At 71.6% G+C, this 17,203-nt stretch carries 16 protein-coding genes; 6 read left to right on the forward strand and 10 right to left on the reverse strand.

From position 1 onward, the window contains the following. Position 1: 1 nt before the first annotated feature. From NQZ70_RS28180 to NQZ70_RS28210, 7 genes are all read right to left on the reverse strand, one after another. On the reverse strand, positions 2–172 hold the full coding sequence (locus NQZ70_RS28180) for a DUF5908 family protein (RefSeq protein ID WP_207217499.1): 171 nt from the start codon (positions 170–172) through the stop codon (positions 2–4). Beyond that, complete coding sequence (locus NQZ70_RS28185) at positions 169–645, reverse strand: phage tail protein (protein WP_129576963.1); 477 nt, start codon at positions 643–645, stop codon at positions 169–171. Before NQZ70_RS28185 ends, NQZ70_RS28180 begins: the two co-directional genes overlap by 4 nt. A gap of 102 nt (positions 646–747) precedes the next feature. Then, entirely contained in the window at positions 748–1,197 is a 450-nt protein-coding gene (locus NQZ70_RS28190; protein ID WP_129576964.1) for a phage tail protein, read from the reverse strand. Between the two features lie 9 nt (positions 1,198–1,206). After that, the gene (locus NQZ70_RS28195; RefSeq protein WP_129576965.1) at positions 1,207–1,680 is read right to left on the reverse strand and encodes a phage tail protein; all 474 of its coding nucleotides are present in this window, start codon (positions 1,678–1,680) and stop codon (positions 1,207–1,209) included. A gap of 3 nt (positions 1,681–1,683) precedes the next feature. Beyond that, entirely contained in the window at positions 1,684–3,015 is a 1,332-nt protein-coding gene (locus tag NQZ70_RS28200) for a phage tail sheath C-terminal domain-containing protein (protein ID WP_129576966.1), read from the reverse strand. A gap of 24 nt (positions 3,016–3,039) precedes the next feature. Further along, positions 3,040–3,852, reverse strand: coding sequence for a hypothetical protein (locus NQZ70_RS28205; protein WP_129576967.1), 813 nt, complete (start codon positions 3,850–3,852; stop codon positions 3,040–3,042). Then, positions 3,849–4,427 carry a DUF4255 domain-containing protein gene (locus NQZ70_RS28210; protein ID WP_165374206.1) on the reverse strand — a complete coding sequence of 193 codons (579 nt, stop codon included), beginning with the start codon at positions 4,425–4,427 and terminating at the stop codon, positions 3,849–3,851. The genes NQZ70_RS28205 and NQZ70_RS28210 overlap by 4 nt, the downstream gene beginning before the upstream one ends. Positions 4,428–4,747: 320 nt before the next feature. Here NQZ70_RS28210 and NQZ70_RS28215 point away from each other — a divergent pair, with 320 nt between their 5' ends. From NQZ70_RS28215 to NQZ70_RS28240, 6 genes are all read left to right on the forward strand, one after another. Beyond that, positions 4,748–6,106, forward strand: a complete 1,359-nt coding sequence (locus NQZ70_RS28215) for an ATP-binding protein (RefSeq protein ID WP_237244125.1) — start codon at positions 4,748–4,750, stop codon at positions 6,104–6,106. A 213-nt stretch (positions 6,107–6,319) separates the two neighbouring features. After that, positions 6,320–6,748: a hypothetical protein gene (locus NQZ70_RS28220; RefSeq protein ID WP_129576970.1), complete on the forward strand. Its 429-nt coding sequence runs from the start codon at positions 6,320–6,322 to the stop codon at positions 6,746–6,748. A gap of 56 nt (positions 6,749–6,804) precedes the next feature. Beyond that, a complete protein-coding gene (locus NQZ70_RS28225; RefSeq protein WP_129576971.1) occupies positions 6,805–7,797 on the forward strand; it encodes a hypothetical protein in 993 nt (330 codons plus the stop codon). Further along, a complete protein-coding gene (locus NQZ70_RS28230; protein ID WP_129576972.1) occupies positions 7,794–11,354 on the forward strand; it encodes a protein kinase in 3,561 nt (1,186 codons plus the stop codon). Before NQZ70_RS28225 ends, NQZ70_RS28230 begins: the two co-directional genes overlap by 4 nt. Beyond that, positions 11,351–12,100, forward strand: coding sequence for a hypothetical protein (locus NQZ70_RS28235; protein ID WP_165374207.1), 750 nt, complete (start codon positions 11,351–11,353; stop codon positions 12,098–12,100). Before NQZ70_RS28230 ends, NQZ70_RS28235 begins: the two co-directional genes overlap by 4 nt. A gap of 11 nt (positions 12,101–12,111) precedes the next feature. After that, positions 12,112–13,533: a PEGA domain-containing protein gene (locus NQZ70_RS28240; RefSeq protein WP_165374208.1), complete on the forward strand. Its 1,422-nt coding sequence runs from the start codon at positions 12,112–12,114 to the stop codon at positions 13,531–13,533. Positions 13,534–13,638: 105 nt separating this feature from the next. On the opposite strand, the gene NQZ70_RS28245 is transcribed toward NQZ70_RS28240, so the two are convergent. The 3 genes from NQZ70_RS28245 to NQZ70_RS28255 form a co-directional block, all read right to left on the reverse strand. Further along, entirely contained in the window at positions 13,639–14,838 is a 1,200-nt protein-coding gene (locus NQZ70_RS28245) for a calcium-binding EGF-like domain-containing protein (protein ID WP_129576974.1), read from the reverse strand. Between the two features lie 518 nt (positions 14,839–15,356). Then, positions 15,357–16,436, reverse strand: coding sequence for an AraC family transcriptional regulator (locus tag NQZ70_RS28250; protein WP_129576975.1), 1,080 nt, complete (start codon positions 16,434–16,436; stop codon positions 15,357–15,359). Between the two features lie 413 nt (positions 16,437–16,849). Then, positions 16,850–17,164 (reverse strand): hypothetical protein, encoded by a 315-nt coding sequence (locus tag NQZ70_RS28255; RefSeq protein ID WP_129576976.1) that lies wholly within the window; start codon positions 17,162–17,164, stop codon positions 16,850–16,852. Positions 17,165–17,203: the final 39 nt, after the last annotated feature.

Consider the following 17,203-nt stretch of genomic DNA (forward strand, 5'->3'; position numbering starts at 1 on the left):
ATCATCTCTCCTTCGACGCCTTGAGGACCCGGAGGACCTCCTTGACCGCCGCCTCGATCACGGCCTCCTGCCCGGCGGCGTCGGGCGCGGCGGCGCGCGCGCGCGGCGCCCCCTCCGGGGGCGCGACGACGGCGCGGATCACCAGCTCTTTGATCTCCACAGGCATGGTCATACCTTCATGATCTGCATCCGGGCGTAGGCGAGCTCGAGCGACTCGATGAGCAGCTCCTTCGGCTCGGCGCTGAGGTCGGCGATCGACCATTTGACCGGATAGGCTCTGGAGAAGAACCACGCCGACACCGGGGTGTACGCCTCGCTGAAGAGGGTCACGAGGACGTTCGAGGGGGCGAATTTGAAGTTGGACATGGCGGCGTCGAAGTCGAGGCGCAGCCGCGAGCTCGCCACCATGCCGCGCTCCAACACCAGGTTGCCGTAGTCGACCCTCGAGGGCAGCGGCTGGGTGTAGAGGTTCTGTCCGCCCTCCTCGAGCGGCGTCGTCTTCACTGTCGCCGAGAGCCCAGTCACCTTCTTGAAGCGGATGTCGAGCGGGTTTGGCACCACGCCGCCGGCGAAGAAGAAGACGCCGAAGCGGAAGTTTACGAACATCTCGCTCTGCGGAACGAGCTCCGGGATGGCAGCGCTCATGAACCTGACCTCCACCCCTTCGGTCCGGGGCCCGGGGCGCCGCGCGGCGGGTCCGCGCGGGGCCCCGGATCTCGGCCGAAGGGACCGCCGTTGTCGCGAATGTCAGAGCCTGACAACGGAGACCTCCCTGACCTGCAGCTCGAGTGTGTCCACGACGACGTCGTTCGCGGTGGCGCTGAAGGTCGGCGCCTTGAGGCTGACGGGTACTGCGACGGCGACCTTCCAGGCGAGCACCGCCGCGCCCGTCGCGTCACAGAGGCTGACCTCCATGCTCCGGCTGTCCCGCTTGTCCAGCCAGTTGAACAGGAACAGCGGATCTGCCCCGAGGACGGTGCCGCGCTTGCAGGTGATAGGCGTGAAGCGCTTGGAGTTGAACGTCATGATCACGGGGCCCTCCTGGAAGCTCAGGCCGTGCGCGTACGTCACGTGCTCGCGCTCGACCGCGAGACCCGAGACCTCGGTGAAGCTCATCGAGGCCTCGTCCACCTTCACGCGGAAGTTGTACGCAGCGAGCGGGTAGCTCGTCCGCTGGTTGTCCGTCGACTGGGCCATCGCGCCGCTCTACGCCTCTTCGATCAGGATCGCGTCCGCCATCAGCTCCATGCTCTCGATGGCGGCCTCGTTGGACGATGCCGTGAAGGTGGGCGCGTCGAGCCTGGTGGGGAAGGCGTTCAGCACCTTCCAGCTGATCACCGCGTCGCCCTTCTCGTCGCAGAGGCGGACGTAGATGTCCTTCTTCTCGACCTGGTTCACCTGGATGGCGCTGATCCAGGCGTAGAGCGTGGCGACGCTGGTCTTCTTGACGATGCCCTTCTTCAGCGTGAGCGTCGGCGCGGTGGGCTGCGCCGGCATGTTCATCACCACCGGACCGGGCGCCGCCCCGCCGATGGGGCTCTCCTTGTAGGTCGTCGTCTCGCGCTTGATGCTGAGCCCGGAGATCTCCGAGAAGCCGACCGCGGCGCCCGCGATCTCGACTCGGTAGTTGTACGAAGGGAGAGGATACGCGGTCATGATCTCGCTCTTGGTCAGTGCCATGGCCTAGGCCTCCTGCATCTTGTGGGAGAAGCGAAGGACGACGAACTCGGCCGGTCGCACGGCCGCGATCCCGATCTCGACGATCATTCGCCCCTCGAGGATGTCCTGGTTGGTCATCGTCTTGCCCAGGCCCACGTTGACGAAGTAGGCCGCCGCCGGAGAGGGCCCGGCCAGGGCGCCGCGCTCCCAGAGGCTGTAGAGGAAGCTCTCGATCATCCCCTTGACCTTCAGCCAGGTCGTCATGTCGTTGGGCTCGAAGACCGCGAAGGAGGTCGCCTTTCGGGCCGACTCCTCGATCATGATGAAGAGCCGCCGGACGGGGATGTACCGCCACTCGTTGTCGTTGCCGGCCAGGGTCCTCGCCCCCCAGACGATGGTCCCCTTGCCGGTGAACGCGCGCACGGCGTTGATCGATTTACCCGCCGTCGGATCGACGTTGAGGGCATCCTGAGCGTCGTTGGTGATCTTCAGCACCGGGCCGATGACGGCCGCGACGCTGACGTTGGCGGGAGCCTTCCATACGCCGCGATCCCGGTCGACGCTGGCGTAGATGCCCGCGACCGCCGCGCTCGGCGGGAGGACGACCCGCTCGGCCGTCAGCCTAGCCTTGACCTGCTGATAGGTCGCCGTCTGGCTCGACTTGATGGTGGCGAGGGTGCCCCCGGTCGCCGCCCCGCCCTGGATGGTGACGGTGACGTCCGCGTCGGCGTACGCGTAGCTCAGGGAGGTCTGGAGGTACGGGTAGTAGGCGGCGCCGTAGGCCAGGTTGCTCGTCCCGATCTCGTCGCGGAACACGTCGATGTCCTTCTTGTCCGGCGCCGCGTCCTTCTTGACGTCGAAGATCGCAAAGCGATCACCCAGCTTGTGGCACTGGGCAAGGGCCGCCTGGCAAAGCTCGTGGTAGTCCGCGGCGACGAGGCTCACGGCGTCGGTCAAGACGATCAGCGTCGGCTCGTCCTCCTTCTCGAGCAGCAGAAGGCCGTCGGCGATCTTGTCCTTGGCGGGCGGTGACGTGTAGTCTCCGACGGAGACGACATAACATCTCCCGCCCCCGTTCTTGAAGTAGTGGCTCACAGCGTAGTACAGCAAGAACTTGGTATCGGAGCTCCGCGTCACCCCGGTCACCTGGGACGCGGCGTCCACCGTGACCGTAAAGCTCGCGAGATTGGGCCCGCCGAAGAGCTGCTCGTACTCGAGCATCGTGCTCACCTGGGCGATCGACGGGCTCTTCGGGCCCTTCTCGGTATATCCTATGAAGGCGGGGATCGCAGTGGAGACCTCCGCCACAGAGGGCGGCAGGGTCGACACCTCTTCCACGTAGACACCGGGCGTCATATAAGCAGGCATTGTTCCTCGATCTCAGGGGGTTTGAAACGGTTGCGCTCGATACTTGATGATCTGAAACAGCACATCCTCCTTTGCAGCGCTCTGCATCGACGGATTGGGCAGCGGGCCCGCCACGCGGTCGGGGCCGAGCCGGAGCTCGAGGCTCTTCCTCGGCTCTGCGCGAGCGGCGACGGGCTGATCGGAGACGAAGCACAGGCAGCGCATCCCGGGATACCGACTGGCAATCTGCGCCGCGACCGGGTCCACAGGGTCGAGGGTCACGGCGCTGAAGCGCAGCGCGTCGATGGCCCCGGCGGGCGAGGCGTCCACCACGGTGAGCTCGCCCCCGGCCGGCGCCAGGTCGGTGACGCAGTAGTAGGCCCATCGCGCCTGCCTGGCCGGGAAGCTGACCTGGAAGCGGGCGGGCTGCGGCGCGCTCCCGGGGCGGATCTCGACGGTGGCGAAGACGCCCGGCGGGAGCCGCGGCCGGGCCGGGTCGGCGGGGGCTAGCCGCAGCTCGCCGTCGGTCCCAGCGCCGGCGTCCGTGAAGACCGGCGCCGAGTGCCCGCGGAGGCCGGTGAGGTCGGTGACGACGGCGAAATCGCCACCCCGGACCGCGATGTAAAAGAGCAGCGCCGCGTCCCCCGGGAGCGGGAGGAAGGGTTGTCCCATGGGGTCGAGCGGAGAGAGGACCCGGACGCCCTGAGCGCTCGATCGCACAAGACAGCGATGATCGCGGAGCAGTCGCGCCGTGGCGTCGCTCGGCTCGATCGAGAGGTCCGGACACCGGAGGTCGGTGTAGAACGCGTGCTTCAAGAGCACCTCGATGATCGCGACGTGCTTCACTGGTGGATCCTCAGCACCGGATCGCTGATCTGCGGTGCGCCGAGGCCGTTCTCGTCCTGGAAGACGGCCATCCGGACCTTGTAGAGGAGCGAAGGTTGATAAGCGCTCCGAAGCATGCCCCAAAGCTGGTTCAGCTCGGAGAGGGGGGGCGTCAAGAGCTCCATGGTGAGCTTCTCGATCCTGTCGCTCAGCGCCGGCGTGTTCTCGTGGTCGAGGACCCGGCGGCCCTGGAAGAACTGCAGGATCAGCGAGATGCACCGCAGGCCTTGCTCGTACTCTTTGAAACGGGCGGCGAAGACGACGTAAGCGTTCATCTGGATCGCCGGCTGGACGCGCTGCGTGGTGCCGTCCGGCAGCGTCAACCGGAACGGGTCGGCCGGTCGCAGGGTGTGATCCTCCTCGAGGTTGACCAGGAGGAGCGTGACGGCTCCGAGCTTGAGCTCGAGGCTGTCCACCTTCTCGCTGTCGAGGAAGACGACCGGCCCCTGGTCGGGCACCGGGCCGCGCCAGCCCGAGTTCGCGGTCAAGTGCTCGTTCACCGTGTTCCTGAGCAGGACGAGGATGTCGCTGATCACGGCTGACGACTCCTGGAGCCCTGAACTTGTCCCGCTCTCATTGGCTCTCATCCTTGAAGGTCTTGGGTCAGCGCATCCGCGGCGCGACGCCTGAGCGTCAGGCTGCGTCGAGCGGATCGCCACGATGGAAGCGCATCGACGCCCGCGGGCGAGGTCGTGGGTCCCCCGCCGGCGCCGAGCTCGACATCGGTAGTACCCGCGGCCGGCCGCGTTGACAACTTAAGCCATTTTAAGAGGCCTCGTATTTAGCGGCGTGACCGGGGCGTGTCGTGCCACCGTTCCCGCAGCGGTTCTGGAGCGAGGAGGAGCGCCGCGGCTCGATGGGTATGGCAAGGATGACCAAGATCGTGGAGAACGCCGCCGATCTCGAGCGGGAGCTGCTCTGGTTTCGCAGCGTCCTCGAGGCGCGGATCAAGATCCATTTCGGCAACGATGCGACCGGGGGGAGCGTGCTCGACATCGCGCCGCCCGACCTCGGCGGGTCGAGCTCGGAGTACGCCGGCTTCGTGCGGCGCCATCAGCTCTCCTTCGTCGAGCGCCTCGCCCTGGTGCTCGCCCTGGTCCCGCACCTGCGGCCCCAGCTCCTCGACGTCTGCTTCGGCCGCGACGCCGCCGTGGATCGGAGGCTCACCGAGTTCGGCGGCGCCCAGCTCGGCGCCGACGGCGAGCTCCTGCCCACGGCCGAGACGCTGGCGTTCATCCTCGGCGGCGACGACCTCGCGGTCCGGTTCTCGGCGCAGCTCCTCCTGGATCCAGAGCACCTCTTCGCCAGGCACGACGTCCTCAGGCTCGGGGGCGGCGACGAGGTGACGCCGATGAAGGCTCCCCTCCGGATCTCGGAGGAGCTGCTCTGTCTCTTCACCACCGGCGAGCCGCGGCGGCTCGGCTGCGGGCCCGGCTTTCCCGCCCAGCGGATCGAGACGCGCCTCGGCTGGGAGGACGTGGTGCTGCAGCCCAGCACCCGCAAGCACCTCGAGGAGATCGAGACATGGATCGAGCACGGAGCGACGTTGATGGCGGACTGGGGCATGGCCGGGAAGCTGCGCCCCGGCTACCGCAGCCTCTTCTATGGCCCGCCGGGCACGGGCAAGACGATGACCGCCTGCCTGCTCGGCAAGTCCACCGGCCGTGAGGTCTACAAGGTGGATATCTCCCTGATGGTGTCGAAGTACCTCGGCGAGACGGAGAAGAACCTCGGCCGGGTCTTCGACCAGGCCGAGCGCAGGGGCTGGATCCTGTTCTTCGACGAGGCCGACGCGCTCTTCGGCAAGCGCAGCGAGACGCGGGACGCGCACGACCGTTACGCCAACCAGCAGGTCTCCTTCCTCCTCCAGCGCATCGAGACGTTCGACGGGCTCGCGGTCCTGGCGTCCAACCTGCGCGACAACCTCGACGACGCCTTTGCGCGGCGGTTCGAGTCGATCATCTACTTTCCGATGCCGCGCGCCGAGGAGCGCGCGCGGCTGTGGCGGCAGGGGCTCTCGCCCAAGGCGAGGCTCGACGGCTCCGTGGACCTGGAGAAGATCGCGCGCGAGCACGCGCTCGCGGGGGGCGCGATCATGAACGTGATCCGCTACGCCTCGCTTCAGGCCCTGAGAGAGCGCGGCCGCCCCCTCACGGTAGAGGACCTCCTGCAGGGCATCCGGAAGGAGTATGCCAAGCAGGGGAAGGCGGGTTGAGCGGACGCCCGCGCGGTGCTCGCCTTGATTTCTCTTGAGATGACGAGCTCGGCGTCGCCCGCCTCAGCAGGGATCTCCCGGTCGCCCCGTCGCCAGCCGCGCTCTCATGAATTTTTCTTAAGCTGACAGTCGGCGCCGTCCGGTTCATGAGGGCATCTCTGCGCGAGCGAGGGGGCCGCCCCGAGGACCGCGCCCATGACCACGGAAGATCCTATGGACCAGAACGAACCTCTCCCGTTCGGCGGCTCGTCGTCGGTGACGGTCGGCGTCTCCTTTCGCGCTCCCCTCGGCGAAGGCGACACGCCGAGGCGCGCGATCGAGCGGCTGCTGCGATCGGTGGGCGAGGCCCTGTCGGCCCATTTCGAGGGCCGCGCGACCGCGCGCCTCGACGTCGAGCGCGCCACCGCGACGGCGACCCTGCGCATCCCCGAGCCGGCCGGCAGCACGAAGGTGTGCGACGTCTCGGTGACCTTGCTCGCCGACGAGCTCGACGGGGATGGAGCGCTCGTCGTCGTCCCGCGGATCCGCGCCGAGATCTACCGCCGGAGGGGCGACGTCGACTGGCTGGCCCGCGACGCGTCGGCGGACGTCGATCGGCTCGCCGGCGAGATCGAGGACGCCCTCTCGTCGGTCTCGCCGTAGCCGCGCAGCGCACGTTCATCGCGGGCGCGCCATCCCGCGCTCGAAGGAGGTCCACCGTGAAGTTCGCCGACGACAGAACGCCCTCGCCGGCCCGCGCCGCGGTCGCCGCGCTGGTAGCGCTCCCGCTCACGGCGTGCGCGAGCGCCGCGACGGTCACGATCGACAAGGCGGTCCGGGAGCTCGCGCCGGACTACCGCGCGCGGACGCCCGTGAGCGGCTCGGCGGGCCTCGGGCGCCGGCTGCTCGGGGACCAGCCCGAGACAAACGCGTGCTTCGACGGCGACCCGGGGACCGCGGCCCCGAGCTGGTCGGCCGTGGTGCTCCACTACGAGGACGCGCTCGACGGGAAGCTCCGCGCCGACCTCGGCCCCGCCGTGAGCATCGCCCCCCCGCTCGGCGCGTCCTCGAAGCGGAGCGCGACCATCACCCTGACCGACCTCGAGGAGAGCAGGCTCTCGGCGGTCTACCTGAACGCGAGCGGCGCGTGCGCGAGCCTGTTCGCCGAGACCGGTACGACCTACGTGAAGGTGCTGACGCGCGCGATCAAGGCGGCGACGATCGACGTGGCGACGGAGGAGGCGGGCGCCGTGACCGTCGCGGTGCTCGCGCCCGCGACCGGCGGCGCCTCCCTGAGCGCGGCGAGCTCGTCGGGCCGGAGGCTCCAGGGGACCTCCCTCTTCTTCGCAGACTATCCCGAGTGCTTCAGCGTCGCTTACCAGAAGAGCGACTGCGCCGACGCGGCCGTGGGGCCGGGCAACACCTGCGATCTCGGCGCGTGCTCGTTCAACGTCGCGGCGCTCGACACCGGCGGCGGCGCCTGGACGGGGCGGCTCTCGTGCGAGGGGGGCGCGGCGCGCGACCTCGGTGGCGCGCTCGGCGCGTGGGGAGAGGCGCAGAAGACGGCGCCCGGCGTGTCCTACAACGTCCGCGTGCTGAACGGCGCCCGCCTGGGGACCGTGAGCGTCGATCTCCGGCGCTGGGTGACCCGCTCGGAGTCGCCCGACAGGTGCGCTGCCCCCGCCGCCTCCGCGCCCGAGGACGCCCCTTGAACCGAAACCCCTTCCCAGGCCCGCAGCCTTACCGCGCCTCGGATCGCGATCGCTTCTTCGGGCGAGGCGACCTCGCCTACCGGCTCGAGGCATCCATCCTCGCCAACCGCTGCGTCACCGTCTTCGGGCCGTCCGGCGCGGGCAAGTCCTCCCTGGTGCAGGCGGCGGTCCTCCCGTCGCTCATCGAGAAGCAGGAGATCCGCGTGGCGCGGGTCGACGCCTGGCCCGAGGATCAGGACCCGACGCGCTGGCTCGCGGACGCGGTGTACGGCGCCCTCGGCCTCGGCGAGCGGCCGGCCGGCGCCTCGCCCGCGGACGCGCTGCTCACGGCGGCGCAGCGCGCGGCGCGGGGATCGCCGCGGCTCGCCGTCGTCTACCTCGATCAGATCGAGCAGCTGCTCTACGCGACGCGCGGCCCGGCCGAGGCCGAGGCGCTCTTCGACTGCGTGGACCGCCTCGCCGGGCTGCCCACCCGCAACCTGCGCCTGGTGCTGTCGCTCCGCGAGGACTACCTCGGCCGCTTCCGCGATCGGCTGCGCGAGCACCGCCGGCTCCTCGATCACGGCTTCCGCGTCGGCCCGCTCACGGTCGCCGAGCTCTGCGAGGCCGTCTGCCAGGCGGCCGCCGCGGGCGAGCCGCCGCAGGCGTGGGCGCCGGCGGACATGCGCCCGCTCCTGCTCCAGGTGCGCGTGCCCGGCCAGGCCGCGGGCGACGACGCCGAGGCGCAGGCCGCGTACGCGCAGATCGTGTGCCGCGCGCTCTTCGAGCAGCGCGCGGAGGGGGGAGCGGCGGCCTATGCGGTCGAGGCCGAGGCCATCCTGCGCCGGTACCTGGAGGCGACGCTCGCCGGCCTCGGCGCGCTGCGCGGCGGGGCCGAGCGGCTGCTCGAGGATCACCTGGTGACGGCGGACGGCAGCCGCACGCTGCGCACCGAGAAGGAGCTGCTCCGGGTCCTCCCCGCGGACGAGCTCGGGCCGGCGCTGAGGGCGCTGGAGGGGGCGGCCATCCTCCACGCGGCGGAGCACCAGGGGAGCCGGTACTTCGAGATCGGCCACGACTGGCTGGCGCGCGAGGTCTTCGATCAGCGGCGGCAGCGCCAGCACCTGGAGGCGCGGCGGCGCGAGCGGGCCGAGGCGGACGCGAGGCTCGCCGAGGAGCGCGCGCGGCGGCGCCGCTCCGCCGCCGTCGCCGCGGCGGCGCTCGTGGTCGCGGCCGGCGCGGCGGCGCTCGGCTCGGTGGCGTACGGCCAGAAGCTCCGCGCGGATCGCCTGCGCGTCGAGGAGGTCCGGGCTCGACGCGAGGCCGACCGGCAGCGGGACGTCGCGGAGGAGCGGCGCTCCGAGGCGCACGACGCCAGGATCCTCGCGGGCTTCCGCGAGCTCGCGGTGCGCGCGCAGCTCCCGCTGGCGATGAAGCTCCTGCCCGAGGCGGAGCTGCCGAGCGCGCGCCGCGGCTGGATCGAGCTGGCGAGCGACGCCCTCAACGCGAACGCGCTCCGCGCGACCCTCCGCGGGCACGCGGGCGCCCTCGCCGCGGCCGTGTGGAGCCCCGACGGCGCGCGCGTGCTCACGGCCTCGGCCGACGGCACCGCGCGCGTGTGGCGCGCCGACGGCACCGGCCAGCCCGTGGTGCTGGAGGGCGGCGGCGGGGCCATCCTCGCGGCCGCGTGGAGCCCCGACGGCGAGCGCGCGCTCGCGGGCTCGGAGGACGGCACCGCGCGCGTGTGGCGCGCCGACGGCGCCGGTCAGCCGGTGGTGCTGAGGGGCCACCGCGGCGCCGTCACCGCGGTGGCCGCGAGCCCGGACGGCGCGCGCGTGCTCACGGCCTCGGCCGACGGCACCGCGCGCGTGTGGCGCATAGGCGGCGAGGGCGATCCGGTCGTCCTCACGGGCCACCGAGGCCGCATCAACGCGGCCGCGTGGAGCCCCGACGGCGCGCGCGTCGTCACCGCCTCCGACGACCGGACGGCGCGCGTCTGGCTGATCGCGAAGGGCAGGAGCCGCGTCCTCCGCGGGCACACCGGCGAGGTGATCGCCGTGGCCATGAGCCCCGACGGCGCGCGCGTCGTCACCGGCTCGCGCGACCGGACGGCGCGCGTCTTCACGCTGGCCGGCGCCGGCGCGCCCGTGGTGCTCGCCGGGCACGAGGACAGCGTCCTGCACGCGGCCGTGAGCCCCGACGGCCTGCGCGTGGCCACCGCCTCGGCCGATCGGACCGTGCGCGTCTGGAGCGCCGCCGGCGACGCCGAGCCGGTCGTGCTCTCCGGCCACGCGCTCGCCGTGACCTTCGTCTCATGGCGCCCCGACGGCGAGTACGTCGCCAGCGCCTCCGCGGACCGTACGGCGCGCCTCTGGCCGGCGGACGGCAGCGGCCCGCCGCTCGTCCTGGTCGGGCACCGCGCGCCGCTCCGCTCCGCGGCGTGGAGCCCCGACGGCGCGCGCGTCGTCACCGCGGCGTCCGATCCGTGGGAGCGCTCGTCCGACCGCACCGCGAGGGTGTGGAGCGCCGAGCCGCTCCGGGCGATGCCGCACCGGCGTCGCGACCTCGGCTTCTTCCACGCGGCGTCCATCGTCGAAGGCGGCGAGCGCGTCGTCGCGGCGCACGAGGACCGGACGGCGCGCGTCTTCCGGGTCGACGGCGAGGGCGAGCCCGTCGTGCTCAGGGGTCACGAGGGGTGGGTGGCGAGCGCTGCGCCGAGCGCCGACGGCACGCGCGTCGTCACGGCCTCGTTCGATCGCGCGGCGCGCGTATGGAGCGCCGACGGCAAGGGCGAGCCCGTCGTGCTGAGGGGCCACGAGGCCGAGGTGCGCGCCGCCGTGTTGAGCCCTGACGGCGAGCGCGTCGTCACGGCGTCCGACGACGGGACGGCGCGGGTGTGGAGCGCCGACGGAGAGGGCGAGCCCGTCGTGCTGCGCGGGCACGAGGACTGGCTCACCTCGGCCGCGTGGAGCCCTGACGGCGCCCGCGTGCTCACCACGTCGCTCGACCACACGGCGCGGGTGTGGAGCGCCGACGGCGAGGGCGAGCCCGTCGTGCTGCGCGGGCACGGCGGCGGCGTCCACGCCGGCGCGTGGAGCCCTGACGGCGAGCGCGTCGTGACGGCGTCCGACGACGGGACGGCGCGGGTGTGGAGCGCGCGCGGCGAGGGCGAGCCCGTCGTGCTGCGCGGGCACGACGGCGCGGTCCTCCGCGCCCTCTTCAGCCCCGACGGCGAGCGCGTCGTCACCTCGTCGGCCGACGCCACGGTCCGCCTCTGGAGCGCTGCCGGCGAGGGCGCGCCCATCGTGCTCGGAGCGTCGGCGCCGGTCATCGCGCTGGCCTTCCTCGACGGAGGGCAACGGCTGATGACCGTCGCCATGGACAACGGCATTCACACCTGGAGCATCGACGTGGACACCCTGAAGAAACGCCTGCTGACCGCGCATACCGATTGCCTGCCGCCGTACATGCGCGTCACCTACCTCGGTGAGACCGCGTCCGCCGCCCGGGATCGGCACGCGGCGTGCGAGCGCTCGTACCAGCGCGCGCCGCTCCTCGCGGAGGGCCGGGGGCGATGATGGCGCGCGACACGGCCGCGGCGGCGGCGCTGGTGCTCGTGTCGGCTCTGGGCGCGTGCGGGCAGCCCGGCGTCGAGGAGGGCGGAGCCGAGCCGGCGACGTCCGCCGGCGAGATCGCCGTCGAGACCCGCGCCCCCGCGGCGGCGCGGCCGGCGGTGCACAGGCTCGGCGCCGGCGAGCGCCGGGTGAAGCTGCTCGTCCTGCCCGCCGACGCCGTGGTCGAGGTCGACGGCGTCCCGGTGCGGCGGCGGGACGGCGTCATCGAGCTCTCGGGCAAGGTCGGGCAGACGTACCGGGTGCGCGTCTCCAGGGGGGCACGGCACGGCGAGACCACCGTGACCCTCACGGACGCCGGCGCCTCGCCGCCCTCGCTCGATCTCGCCGCGCTGGCGCGGGCGGCGCGCCGCCCCGGGCGCGGCCTCCTCCCGGCCGCGCCCGCCGAGCCGCCGGCCGCCGGAGCCGTCGACTCCGCCGCGCCGGAGCTCGCCGAGACGCCGGAGCCGGCGCTCGAATCCATGTTGCCCGGCGTCGCCGCCGAGCACGACGTGCTGGCGGGTCACCTGGCGATGGAATCGCCGTCCGGATCCGCGATGGGCGCTGCGCTCGGCGCCGCGCGGCCGAGCGAGGGTCCGGCGTGCGTATGTCCCCCGGCGGCGCAGGTCACCCCCAGGTGCCCGACCGGCGCGGCCGCGGAGGCGCACGCGAAGCCGCGCAGCGGCGTGCTGGCCGGAGACGCCTTCGAATGAGGGCGCGCGCGATGCCGGGCACGACGCGCCGACGCTCCGCGCACGGCGGCCTCCTCCTCGCGGCGGTGCTCCTGGCGCCGCTGCCCTTCGGCTCGCTCGCCGCCGCGCAGCCGGGCGGGCCCGGCGAGGTCCGGCGTCGCGAGGATGCGCGCGCGCACTTCCAGCGCGGCATCGCGCTGCGCGATCAGGAGCGCTGGGCCGAGGCGCTCGCCGAGTTCCAGACATCGCGCGCGTTGCTCATGACGCTGAACGGGACGACCAACGCCGCCGCGTGTCTCATCCAGCTCGAGCGCTACCTGGAGGCCATCGAGCTGTACGAGAGCGCGCTGCGCGACTTCTCCGAGCGGCTCAAGGGCGAGGACAAGCGCGATATCCTGCTGGTAGTAAAGCTCCTTTACAATGCCGTCGGGGCCATCGCGATCGTGGGCGCCGAGCCGGGCGCGACGGTCCTGCTCGACGGCGTGCCGCGCGGCGAGCTCCCGCTCGGCGCGCCCTTGCGCGTGCCTCGCGGCCCCCACACCGTCCGCGTGGTCAAGGCGGGGTACCAGCCGTTCGAGCAGCGCCTCGACGTGGACGGCGGGGAGACGGTCCCGGTGACGGCGCGGCTGATCCGGCTCCAGGAGACGGGCACGCTCGAGATCGCCGAGCCGCCGAGGGAGGGGCCGGACGCACGCCGGATCCGGCTGGCGCGAGATGCCGGGGCCATCGACGACCGCGAGGCGCGCGGCCCGCGCCGTACGCCCCGCTTGCTCGCCGAGGTGAGCGCCGCGGCGCCGCTCGTGGTGTCGCTCGGCGAAGACACGCCGACGGGGTGCGTGGGGTCCTGCAGCGAACCCCTCGGCTCTGGCGTCAGCTTGCTCGTCCACGGAGGGTACGGCATCGACCATCTCTCGTTCGGCGCCTCCGCGGGCTATCTGGGCGTGCAGCAAGCCGTCCGCGGGCGCATCGCGACGCTCGAGGCCGCCGGCGGGGCGTCGTACTCGGTGCGCGTCGACGACACGACGGCGCTCCGCGGCGCGCTCTTCGGCGCCTGGGTCGGGTACTCGTCGGGCGAGCGCCTCCTGCTCCACGCTCGGCTGGGCGCCGGCGGGCTGTTCGGCGCGGTCGCGGGGTCGCGCGCGAGCGCGCGGGCGTCGACGAGCGGCGCGCCGTCGTTCGGCCCGCTCGAGCGGAGCGCGGCGGCGCGCTTCGTGTACGTCGCGCCCGAGGTGCGCGCCGGCGTCCGGCTGGCCAGGCGGGTCGAGCTCACCCTGGGGCTCGCGGTGCCCCTGCTCATCGCCGTGCCGAGGCCGGCGTCGAGCCAGCGGGTGTTCGTCGACACCGCCGCTGGGGTCGATCACGCCGCCTCGGCCTGGTTTCCGGCCGAGCCCCTCACGGCCCCGCTCTTCCCGCTCTTCATGCCTGCCCTGAGCGCCAGGTACGACTTCTACTGAGGCCGACCAGCCTCCGGCGCACTGCCGCGCGCGGGTGGAGATCCCACGATGACGTTGGAGCCTTGCGGCGCTTTCCGAGGTGATGTTGACGCAGCGTCGCCCAGCTCAGGGGCAGCTGCCGGCGAAGCTCAGGAAGCTCTGCACGCAGAGGTCCGCCTGAGCTTGGCTGGTGAGCGGCATGGTGGTGAGGGTGTTGGCCACCGACACGTATCCGCACTGGTCGGGCTCCGGACCGAACTGGCCGTTGACAGCGAACTCGACGAAGGGGCCCTCGTGGCCATTGGCGTCACTCTTCAGATAGTAGTAGATGCTGCCGGGGCCCATGAAACCCGAGTAGTTGATGCACCGGACGGGGGGAGCAGGGGGACCCCACCCGGGCATGCCATCACACGGGCACGCTGGCCCCGTGGGCCCCGTGGGCTGGCAGGTGCCGCTCTGGCAGGTGAAGCCCGACCCGCACGAGCCGCAGTCGAGCGTCCCGTCGCAGCCATCGGCGATCGAGCCGCAGGTCGCTCCCTGAGCGTCGCAGGTGGTGGGGACGCAGACGGCCGTCTCGCAAGTCGTCCCCGTCCAGCCGGGCGCGCACGTACAGGTGTACCCGTTGACCTGATCGTTGCACGCGCCGTGGACGCAGGGGCCCGACGCGCAGTCGTCGATGTTGGTCTCGCAGTTCGTCCCGGAGAAGCCGGGCGCGCACGTGCAGGTGTACCCGTCGACCTCATCGTTGCACGTGCCGTGGACACAGGGGCTCGGCGCGCATTCGTCGATGTTGGTCTCGCAGTTCGTCCCCGTCCAGCCGGGCGCGCACGTGCAGGTGTAACCGCTCTCGGTCGCGGCGCAGGCGCCGCCGTTCTGGCAGGGGGCCGAGGCGCAGGGGTCGGTGCAGGTACCGTTCTGGCACAGCAGGCCATCGCAGCACGGGAGGGTGGCGTCGCACGGCGCGTTCACGGGGAGGCAGCCCTGGCCGTTGCAGGTCGGGTCGTAGAGCGGCGAGCTCGGGTCGGTGCTGGTGATGTAGTCACCGTCGTGGGCGCTGTGCGCGTTGATGCACGCCTTGTCGCTGATACGAAGGATCGTGTACGGCTTCGTCGCGGAGCCGGTGTGGTGGCAGATCTGGACCGTGCCGCCGGGATCGAAATAGGTGCACTGCTCGGGGGTGAGCGCGTCATGTCCCCCGCCCACGGCGTCCCCGTTTTCGTCGCCGTCGGCCGCGGAGGGGCCGGCGCTGGTACAGCCTGCGAGCAGCAGGGTGGAGAGAGCCGGGATCGTCAGAGCGTGGAGAAGTGAACCTGCAAGATACCGCATGGGTCATCCTTTCAAGGTTGTGCTTGCGCTGGCTGGAGGAGGGTCGGCCGGTATATTCAAGTTAGATGCCAGTGTCGAATCGGCGCTTGCCGAGGTGATGTTGACGCAGGCCCCTGCATGGCATTCGGTGAGTGCGCTCCGCCGGTTCCCGTCGCCCAGGTCCAGTCGCGCGCCGCCGCCTGCTGCTGCCTGAATGCCTCACCTGCGGACACCACGACGCACCGCCGTGACCGACCGCGGCGACCCTGCCGAGTCCGATGACAGAGCGATCTTCCACCATAGGTTCAGGCGAGGATGCAACAGCGACGAGCTCGTCCGCGCGTTTGTCTTGCCGTTCGTGGACAGCTCGCTGCCGTTTCTGGACAGGCGACATCGTTCGCGCACGCGATCGGTAGCGATCTGTGCGATACGTCGAGGTCGAACCCGGCTGCGGGTACGCCATGGTGTGCTGCGGGCGGTTGGCCCGGGGTGGCGTTGTCGCCGGAGTTGTTGCTCGTGGGTGCCAGCGCTCGTGACGTTCAGGGCCGGCGTCGCGACTGGAGGCGCGGCAGGCCCGCGGCCGCGCGCCCCACGGACAGCGTCTCGGAGGGGCTCTCCCCGAACCGGCGCTTGTAGTCGACGCTGAACCGCCCCGGGTTACCGAGCCCGAGCGCGGCCACGACGCCCGCCACCGACGTCCCGGCCGAGGGCTCGGCCAGCTGGCGGCGCGCGAGCTCGAACCGGCGCCACCGCAGGAAATCCATCGGTGGCATTCCCCGGCTCGCCACGAAGGCTGCTCGCAGGGACCGCTCCGGCACGCCCGCAGCGGCGACGATGTCGGCCAGCGTGATGGGCTCCGCAGCGTGCGCGGCCATGTATTCTTCAGCCTTCCGGACGCACGCCGGGGCCACGCGCGGCGGCGGTGCATCGAGGACCTCCGATAGGCTGTGCCGGGTGTGTATCAGGAGGCTCGTGAAGAGGGCACCACGCAGCCCGGCGAGCAGCATCGGCGAGGCCCATGACTGCTCGATCTGGCGGCGGAAGAGCTGCGCGACGTCGTGTACCGTGCGGCCCGGTCCGTCCTCGATGTCGAGCGCCGTACCGAACCGGATCGGGCCGCGCAGCGCAGCGCCGGTGAGCGTGGTGAAGTGGGCGTCGAGCGCTCCGCGGTCGATCACGAGGGTCCGCCCGTGAAACTCCCCGCTGACATCGAGCGAGCAGGATCGCCCTGGTGAAAGCAGCGCGCCCCGCCGGCCCGGCACGATGCGGAAGGGCTCGCCCGCGTGGTCGCCGGCGCTCTCGCCCTCGGCCGAGAGAGACAGGATGTATTGCTCCCCGACTGCCGGCACGAAGGCCCGCCCTCCGCCGGGCCAGTCGCCCGTCACGACACGGATTGTGCCGAAGGAGGCGACCTCCATCGCACAGCCGAACGATGTGCCGCGCCTGGGCTCGAGGGTCGCGTCCACGTAAACGCGGCGGAAGGCCTCCCGAGCCTCGCCGACGTCGCTGGTGCACACAAGCTGAGCCCGCGCAATCCCCGCCCCCCGCGCCTGCGCGGCGCGGGAGGGCCCTTCACCCCTATGGCTTGTCTGGACAAAGCGAGGCGCACGACCCGGCATTGGAGGAGAAGGGAGCACAAACGTCAGAGAATGTGAAATTTTGGGAGCCAGCCAGACAGCGCTCCGCGGCGCGCTCTTCGGCGCCTGGGTCGGGTACTGGTGCCGAAGAAGACGACCTCGCCGTCGTGGGTGGCTGTGCCGAGATACTGAATTTGCCGGTCGCTGAGCATCGTGCGCGCCTCGCCGGACGTTTTTTTGGGCAGACCTCCCCCCTCCGGCCGCCGGAGGAGCGGTCGTCACGGCAGGTGCAGGCTGGGAGCGGCGATCCACCCCGGGTGGGGAGAGCGCGGTCCGCACATCACGTCGGGAGTCGCGGCCGTGGAGGGGTGTGAGGGGCGTGGCGTGGTCTTCAACGGAGGGAGGAGGATCGTCGCCACCGACGACCCGAGGAGAGCCGCCGGGCGGGATGCGCCCTACGACTGAACGACGTAGGCGACGAACGAGAAGTTCGCGTCTTCCAGCGCACCGCTAGCCTTGTCGACCGAGCAGACATACACCGCTGGCGGGCTGTGCTCGTGGTTGTACGTCGAGAACTGGTTGTCGGCGGACTGTCTGCCGGCATCGTCGACCGGCGTGACGACGACGATCGGAGCCTGCGACGACGTGGCATTGAAGGTGATCTTGTACCTCCCCGTCGAAACCCTCGTGGAAGACCAGCCCCCGGAGCCGGGGTTCAGCATCCCGCCGTCAGACTGCCTCACCGAACCAAACACTACGGACGTTGCCATTTCTCTTCTCCTATCTTGTTGTCAGCGACGCGCGCGCCC

Origin of the sequence: Sorangium sp. So ce836 (assembly GCF_028553905.1) — a bacterium.
GTDB lineage: Bacteria > Myxococcota_A > Polyangia > Polyangiales > Polyangiaceae > Sorangium > Sorangium cellulosum_D.

Excerpts from the sequence above, each read along its gene's own strand:
- NQZ70_RS28220 (WP_129576970.1), top strand. The coding sequence starts at position 6,320 with ATGGACCAGAACGAACCTCTCCCGTTCGGCGGCTCGTCGTCGGTGACG.
- NQZ70_RS28235 (WP_165374207.1), top strand. The coding sequence starts at position 11,351 with ATGATGGCGCGCGACACGGCCGCGGCGGCGGCGCTGGTGCTCGTGTCG.
- NQZ70_RS28185 (WP_129576963.1), bottom strand. The coding sequence starts at position 645 with ATGAGCGCTGCCATCCCGGAGCTCGTTCCGCAGAGCGAGATGTTCGTA.
- NQZ70_RS28195 (WP_129576965.1), bottom strand. The coding sequence starts at position 1,680 with ATGGCACTGACCAAGAGCGAGATCATGACCGCGTATCCTCTCCCTTCG.
- NQZ70_RS28250 (WP_129576975.1), bottom strand. The coding sequence starts at position 16,436 with ATGCCGGGTCGTGCGCCTCGCTTTGTCCAGACAAGCCATAGGGGTGAA.
- NQZ70_RS28190 (WP_129576964.1), bottom strand. The coding sequence starts at position 1,197 with ATGGCCCAGTCGACGGACAACCAGCGGACGAGCTACCCGCTCGCTGCG.
- NQZ70_RS28215 (WP_237244125.1), top strand. The coding sequence starts at position 4,748 with ATGGGTATGGCAAGGATGACCAAGATCGTGGAGAACGCCGCCGATCTC.
- NQZ70_RS28180 (WP_207217499.1), bottom strand. The coding sequence starts at position 172 with ATGACCATGCCTGTGGAGATCAAAGAGCTGGTGATCCGCGCCGTCGTC.
- NQZ70_RS28245 (WP_129576974.1), bottom strand. The coding sequence starts at position 14,838 with ATGCGGTATCTTGCAGGTTCACTTCTCCACGCTCTGACGATCCCGGCT.
- NQZ70_RS28200 (WP_129576966.1), bottom strand. The coding sequence starts at position 3,015 with ATGACGCCCGGTGTCTACGTGGAAGAGGTGTCGACCCTGCCGCCCTCT.
- NQZ70_RS28255 (WP_129576976.1), bottom strand. The coding sequence starts at position 17,164 with ATGGCAACGTCCGTAGTGTTTGGTTCGGTGAGGCAGTCTGACGGCGGG.
- NQZ70_RS28240 (WP_165374208.1), top strand. The coding sequence starts at position 12,112 with ATGCCGGGCACGACGCGCCGACGCTCCGCGCACGGCGGCCTCCTCCTC.